Genomic DNA, 6,387 nt, shown 5'->3' with positions numbered 1-6,387 from the left:
GTGTAATTAGGAAAACTTTTAAAGGGGGCGCGGTCCGTTCCGGGCTCAAAGCAAACGCTCCGGGGAAACGATCAGTCGACCGTTTTCCCGGAGCGTTTTGCATTCCCTCCCTATTGAAAACTTTAGGAAGGGGAGAGCGCGAGAGGGGAGAACCCTTTTGAAAGGGTTTCCCCTCTCGCATCTTCTTCGCTCTTCTTCCTAAGGTCCGATGTAGACCGGCGGCAGGTAGACGCGGATGCCCGGAGCCGGGCGCGGCGCGGGCCGGCAGGCGCCGGCGCGCCAGAAGGTCCCGGGCGGGCAAGCCGGATAGACCGGGACCGGGTAGACCGGGGCCGGATAATACGCCGGAGGCGGCGGCGGGTAATAGGGCAGGGGCATGCAGCCGCGCGGCCCGTCCCAGAAGTAGCCCGGCGGACAGGGCGGACGCGCCTCGGCATTTTGCGCCACGGCCACGGCCGCCAGCATGAAGCCGGCGAGCAGGCACAGACACAAAGCTTTCTTCATAATCTCTCCTCGGTTCGTGGCGCGCCCGGACGGCAGGGGAGGGAGTCCCCGGCCCGAGCCTTCCCGGATTGCGACGCCGCAGGAAACGCATTTCGACGTCTGGTTCATGGCACAACACCCGGGGCTTGGCAAGAATCCCGTCACTGGGCCCCGCCGCCCAGGCTGATGCGCCGAAGGACCTCCCCGACCTGCTTTTGCAGCTCCTCGAACCGTTGCCGGTTCTTCGCGCCGCTTGAGCGCACGTACACGGCCAGGGCCTCGATGGCCTGACGCTGGATTTCGTAATAGCCGATCAGCAGCGACAGGTCCTTTTGCTCCTGGGGGGCGAGCCGCGTCATGAGCCGCTCCTTGAAGGCGGCCAGGACCAGGTCCGCGTATCGGGCTTCCGCGGCAAGCCGCCGTAGCGCTTCCTCACGGGGCAGCACCCGCTTCTCGTAGCGAACGACGATGCCTTGCAGGCTCTCGTGGCCGAGCGCCAGCCCCTGCCCGGCCAGCATGCCGATGGTCTGCAAAAAAACGTCCCGGGAAGGATCGGCGGTTTGCTGTCCCGGAGCCGGGACGGCCAGCCCCAGAAAGAAGACCGCCAAAAGCGGCGCACAGAAGCGAAGTCGTGGCATCGGTGCCTCCTGACGTTTTCGAACCGTTCGAAAGCGGATTCCCAACCGCTTGAAGCGCGTCGCGGGAAAAACCTTGCCCCGCGCCCCACCCTCCCCGCCTAAAAACCGCGCATCGGAAATGGGGAAACGGATCCTAGCCCGTTGCCGCCGCAAGGAAAAGCCGTATCACCGGCGCGCGTCAACGGACGCCCGGCCGTCCCGAAGCCTTCCCCTCTTCCCCAAGCGCTTCCCGCACCGCCAGGGCGAAATACGCCGCGACCTCGCTCCTTGGCCGGTCCGCCTGCCGCAGCAGCACGACCGGCACCTCGAGCGTCCCCTCGGCCCAGGGCAACGCGGCCAAAAGCCCGGCGGCGCATTCCCGGCGCACGGCCAGACGCGGCGCCAGGGCCACCCCCTGGCCGGCGGCGACGCACCGCTTGACGATCTCCAGGCTGGTGCATTCGGTCAGCGACGCCGGTTCCTTTCCGACCCGGGCCAAAGCGCTTTCGATGCGTCGTCGCACGCTCCAGATATGGCGCGTGACGAGCAGTTCCCGGACGGCCAACTCCTCCGGCCCCACCACCGCGAGCCGGGCCAGATCGGACCGGGGCGGCACGATCACGACCAGCGGCTCCCGGTGGATTTCCTCCATGGCCACGCCCTCGGCGGCGAACGGCTCGCCCAGAATGACGCCGAGGTCCACGCCCCCCTGGCGCAGCTCGCTGGCCAGCCCCTGCCGGGACTGGGTGGCCAGGATGAGCCGGGTATGAGGGAAACGTTGCCGGAAACGCGGCAGAAGGGCCGGCACAAGTTCCAGCCCGAGGCTTTCGGAGAGTCGCACCGACAGTTCGGGGCTGGCCGTATCGCCGCCGCTGATGCCGCGCCGGATCTCGGCCTCGAGCTCGAGCAAACGCCGGGCATGCCCCACGAGCCGCTGGCCGTGCTCGGTCAGCACCATGCGGCCGGCCGTCCGCCGGAAAAGCGGCACGCCGAGGGTCTCCTCCAGGGCCTGCATTTGCATGGTGACCGTGGACGGAGCAAGGGAGATGTCCGAAGCCGCCTGTCGAAAGGACGGGGCCGAGGCGGCGGCCAGAAAGGTGCGCAACTGCCAGGGATCCAGGAGATTCATATTTTCCGAACACCTGTTCGAATGAAATCGTTTGCCCCAACCTTTATCCAGGATTAACGGTCATTGCAATATCCTGAGAATTTGAACGATATCCCGGCCGTACGCCGGAAACGCGACCCGTATGGAACCGTCAATCCTCATCGTCCTCGCCCTTGCCGCCCTGTGCGGCGGCTTCACCCAGGGACTGGCCGGATTCGGCTCGACCCTTGTCGCCCTGCCCATGCTGGCCATGGTCATGGACCTGCGCGTGGCGACGCCGGTCTGCTGCCTGCTGGCCGTCGCCCTCAACATCATCCTGACCGGCAAACTGCGCGGCCAGATCGTCTGGCCGGCCCTGGCCCTTTTGCTCGGGGCCTCGCTCCCCGGCATGGCCGTCGGGGCCCATGCACTGCGCTCCGTCTCCGACGTCCTGCTCAAGGGCGCGTTGGGACTGGCGGTGCTGGCCTTCGTGATCCACGCCCTGCGCCGGCGCGAAGCCGGTCCCCGGGCCGGCGCGGGCCTTGGCCTGCTGGCCGGATTCACGGCCGGCTGCATGGGCGCGGCCATCGGGGTCAACGGCCCCCCGGTCGTGGCCTGGGTGTCGCGGCAGGGCTACGACCGCAATGGCGTGCGGGCGACGCTCACCGCCTATTTCCTGCTGGCCGGCATCGGCGTGATCAGCGCCCAGTACCTGGCCGGACTGCTCGACCGGGAAGTCTGGATCCGGACCGCCGTGGCCGCGCCGGCCCTGGTGCTCGGCCTGGGGGCGGGCATGGCCTGCTGCGGCCGCATCAGCGAACGCGCCTTTTCCCGGGTGATGCTCGGCGTGCTCGGGCTTTCCGGCGTGAGCCTCCTCGCCCAGGCGGCCTGGGGCGCTTTTACGCGTTGACCTTGGCTTGCCCGGTCAAAACGGGTAAGGTCCTCCTTCACCAAGGAGGATTCATGGCCACGCTTCCCATGCCTGACCGTGACGCGCTGTCGCCGGACGCCCAGGCGGTCTACGACCGTATGGTGGCTACCCGCGGCCGCATCGACGGCATGTACCGCACGCTGCTCAACCACCCGGCCCTGGCCGCCCACGTGTCCGAGCTGGGCACGTATTTCCGGTTCGGCCCGAGCGTGTTGCCGGCGCAGGTGCGGGAGCTGGTCATCCTCTGGACCGGCCGCAAATGCGGCGCGGCCTACGAATGGGTCAAACACTTCCCCGTGGCGCGCCAGGCGGGCATCCCCGAGTCCGTTCTCGAGGAAGTGCGCCTGGGCAGGCGGCCGACGGAACTTTCGCCCGTGCAATCGGCGGCCCTTGATGCCGCCGACGCGGCCCTCGCCCCGGCGAGCATCCCCCAGGCGACCCAGGATGTCCTGGAAGCGGCCCTGACTCGTCAGGGACTCATCGAAATCGTGGTGCTCTGCGGCTTGTACCGCCTCATTGCCGGCGTGCTTTTCGCCTTCGACGTCCCCCTGCCGGAGGGAGCGACGCAGCCCTTTTAACCCGGGGTTGCGCGCCGTCCGCGCATCCCGCCTTGCCGCAGCACCATGTTCGTCAGCATCAATCCGGCCACGGGCCAGCCTTTCGCCAGTCATCCGTCCCACGACGCCCCGGCGGCGCGGGACGTTCTCAACGCCTGCGCCCGGGCCTTTCCGGGCTGGCGCGATACCCCCCTTGCCGCGCGTCTCGAGGCGCTCACCCGGCTGGCCGGGCTGTTCGAGGCCCGCCTCGCCCCCCTGTCGCGGCTGGCCGCCCGGGAGATGGGCAAAATCCTGCCCGAGGCCGAAGCCGAGGTGCTGCGCTGCGCCCGGGCCTGCCGCTTCTACGCCAGGCAAGCCCCGCGCTATCTGGCCGGGGAGACGTTTCCCTCGGAAACGGGCCGGCGCATGGTGGTCCTCGAGCCCCTGGGCGTCATTTTGGCCGTCATGCCCTGGAATTTCCCCTACTGGCAGATCATGCGCGCGGCCGCGCCCATCCTGGCCGCCGGCAATGTCCTGGCCGTCAAGCCCGCGCCGAACGTCATGAGCGTGGCCGAAGCCCTGCGGGAGCTTTTCGCGGAAGCGGGCTTCCCGGAGGGCACCTTCCGCCTGCTGCGGGTGGAGGAAGGGCTCGTGGCCGAGGCCATCGCCCATCCGGCCGTGCGCGGCGTGACGCTCACCGGCTCGGCCCGGGCCGGGGCGGCCGTGGGCGCGGCGGCCGGAGCGGCCATCAAGAAGGCGGTCATGGAGCTTGGCGGCTCCGATCCCTTCATCGTCCTGGCCGACGCCGTGCTGGAAGACTGCTGCACCGCCGCCGAGACGGCCCGCATGCGCGCCTGCGGCCAGGCCTGCATCGCGGCCAAGCGCTTCATTGTCGAAGCCCCGCTCCAGGCGGCCTTCATCGACCGGCTGGCCAAACGCCTCGCCGCCCATGTCCCCGGCGATCCCCTGGACCCGGGCACCACCGTCGGGCCGCTGGCCCGGGAGGACCTGCTTGATAACCTCGACCGGCAGGTCCGAGAATCCGTCGCGGCCGGGGCGCGGCTGCTCCTTGGCGGAAAGAAGCTTCCCAGGCCGGGCTATTTCTACGCGCCCACGCTTCTGGCCAATGTGAAGCCAGGCATGCCGGCCTTTGACGAGGAACTTTTCGGACCGGTCGCGGCCGTGGTGGAAGCGGCCGATGCCGAGGACGCCGTGCGGCTGGCCAACGCCTCGCCCTACGGCCTCGGGGCCAGCGTCTGGACCGCCGACACCGAACGCGGGCTGGCCATCGCCCGGCGCATCGAGGCCGGCATGGTCTCGGTCAACGCCGTGCCCCGCTCCGACTTCCGGCTGCCGTTCGGCGGCGTCAAGCGTTCGGGCTACGGCCGGGAACTGTCCCGGTTCGGGCTCACGGAATTTTGCAACATCAAGACCCTTGTCGTGGAGGATGCCTGATGCTCCAACCAGATGCCAAAACCGCGCGCCAGGCGCAGGAACTCGAGGCGGAAATCGCCGTCCTGACCGAACAACGCGACGCCATGGCCAAGCGCATCCGCGAACTCATGGACGCCGAAGACGTAAAGGCCGGCGTATACCACGCCCAGGAGATCTTCGCGGCCAAACAGGAAAAGCTCGCCCTGGACACCTCCCTCGACATCGCCCGCCGCCGCCGCAACCGCCTGTTGATGGCCTAGGGCAGAAGAGCAAGGCATGAGGATGATGCGAGAGGGGGACCCTTTTTGGAGAAAGGGTCCCCCTCTCGCGCTCTCCCCTCCCCAAAACTTTTAACGGGTTGAGGAGGAGGGCGCCGTCCGGGACAAAGATTTGTACCCGCCCCGGCCCGGCCCGACAGCCCTTGGGCCTTCGCACCGCGCCCATGCCTCCGGCCGCCGCTGTCATCTAATTCATAACCATTTGGGAAAACTAGTATTTAAAAACAAGCGCCTCGCCAGGTACAAAATCCTGGCCCCCGAAAGCCGGACTTGGCCAAGGGCGTACAAGCCTTTGTACCGTCAGAGGCCCCTTCAGGAGGGCAAATCGCCTGTCAGCGGACGGTCTTATTTTCCAATACACTGTTATGTAAGAATAAAAATAAAAAACACAGACATTGGCACACCTGTTGCTATAAAAAAGTCATCCTTCCTCCGAACAAGGATATTTTCAGAGAGCGGCTCCGGGATGGCGACCCGGAGCCGCTCTCTTTTCGTTTGGGCTTTTCCCGGCCGATGCCGAAAAAAACGCCGCCCCAATCGGGACGGCGCAGTGGTTTGGTTTCCATCGCCAGGAGCGGTCACTTGACCGGATGCTTGGTACGGCAGGCGCGTTCCACGCCCCAGGCCTTGTCGTTGGTATCCGCGGGCACGAGATTGGCGATCATGCAGTCCAGGGCGGCCTGAGTATATTTTTCGCAGCCCGGCTCCTTGGGATTTTGAAAACGGCATTTGCAGGCCCGGCGCATGAGCATGCCGCCATCGGGCGACGCGGCGCGCTTGGCGTTGACCATGACGCACTCGCCATAATTCTTCGGACCGAATCCCTGGGCCGAAGCGGCGGCGGCCAATAGGAAAATCAGGGCCGGCAGGCCAAGGATGCTGGGCAGCAGTCGTCTCATGTATCCTCCTTCTTTTGCGCGGGGATGATTTCCCATCCAGATTTCTAGCAACCCCTGCTATTATGAAAAGTCGTTGGAAAGGGGGTCTGGGGAAAAACTCTTCGTAAGACAACGTTTTCCCC

Annotated in this window: 8 protein-coding genes; 4 read left to right on the top strand and 4 right to left on the bottom strand. The window is 66.8% G+C overall.

Translation table 11 applies throughout. From position 1 onward, the window contains the following. Positions 1 to 198: 198 nt before the first annotated feature. From DESFRDRAFT_RS18720 to DESFRDRAFT_RS18710, 3 genes are all read right to left on the bottom strand, one after another. Positions 199 to 504 (bottom strand): hypothetical protein, encoded by a 306-nt coding sequence (locus DESFRDRAFT_RS18720; RefSeq protein WP_005996582.1) that lies wholly within the window; start codon positions 502 to 504, stop codon positions 199 to 201. 140 nt (positions 505 to 644) lie between these two features. Further along, a complete protein-coding gene (locus DESFRDRAFT_RS18715; protein WP_005996581.1) occupies positions 645 to 1,121 on the bottom strand; it encodes a hypothetical protein in 477 nt (158 codons plus the stop codon). A gap of 178 nt (positions 1,122 to 1,299) precedes the next feature. After that, the gene (locus tag DESFRDRAFT_RS18710; RefSeq protein ID WP_005996580.1) at positions 1,300 to 2,229 is read right to left on the bottom strand and encodes a LysR family transcriptional regulator; all 930 of its coding nucleotides are present in this window, start codon (positions 2,227 to 2,229) and stop codon (positions 1,300 to 1,302) included. A 121-nt stretch (positions 2,230 to 2,350) separates the two neighbouring features. On the opposite strand from DESFRDRAFT_RS18710, the gene DESFRDRAFT_RS18705 reads away from it, so the two are divergent. Genes DESFRDRAFT_RS18705 through DESFRDRAFT_RS18690 form a run of 4 tightly spaced genes read left to right on the top strand, consistent with a single transcriptional unit; the run spans position 2,351 to position 5,348 of the window. Next, positions 2,351 to 3,097 (top strand): sulfite exporter TauE/SafE family protein, encoded by a 747-nt coding sequence (locus DESFRDRAFT_RS18705; protein ID WP_005996579.1) that lies wholly within the window; start codon positions 2,351 to 2,353, stop codon positions 3,095 to 3,097. 53 nt (positions 3,098 to 3,150) lie between these two features. Beyond that, positions 3,151 to 3,696: a carboxymuconolactone decarboxylase family protein gene (locus tag DESFRDRAFT_RS18700; RefSeq protein ID WP_005996577.1), complete on the top strand. Its 546-nt coding sequence runs from the start codon at positions 3,151 to 3,153 to the stop codon at positions 3,694 to 3,696. Between the two features lie 45 nt (positions 3,697 to 3,741). Beyond that, positions 3,742 to 5,109, top strand: a complete 1,368-nt coding sequence (locus tag DESFRDRAFT_RS18695; RefSeq protein WP_005996575.1) for an aldehyde dehydrogenase family protein — start codon at positions 3,742 to 3,744, stop codon at positions 5,107 to 5,109. Next, positions 5,109 to 5,348: a hypothetical protein gene (locus DESFRDRAFT_RS18690; RefSeq protein ID WP_005996573.1), complete on the top strand. Its 240-nt coding sequence runs from the start codon at positions 5,109 to 5,111 to the stop codon at positions 5,346 to 5,348. Before DESFRDRAFT_RS18695 ends, DESFRDRAFT_RS18690 begins: the two co-directional genes overlap by 1 nt. Positions 5,349 to 5,944: 596 nt before the next feature. Here the strand turns inward: DESFRDRAFT_RS18690 and DESFRDRAFT_RS18685 are convergent. After that, a complete protein-coding gene (locus DESFRDRAFT_RS18685; RefSeq protein ID WP_005996571.1) occupies positions 5,945 to 6,265 on the bottom strand; it encodes a hypothetical protein in 321 nt (106 codons plus the stop codon). Positions 6,266 to 6,387: the final 122 nt, after the last annotated feature.

The sequence above is a fragment of the Solidesulfovibrio fructosivorans JJ] genome (assembly GCF_000179555.1).
Lineage (GTDB): Bacteria > Desulfobacterota > Desulfovibrionia > Desulfovibrionales > Desulfovibrionaceae > Solidesulfovibrio > Solidesulfovibrio fructosivorans.
This window is presented reverse-complemented; position numbering and strand designations above follow the sequence as displayed.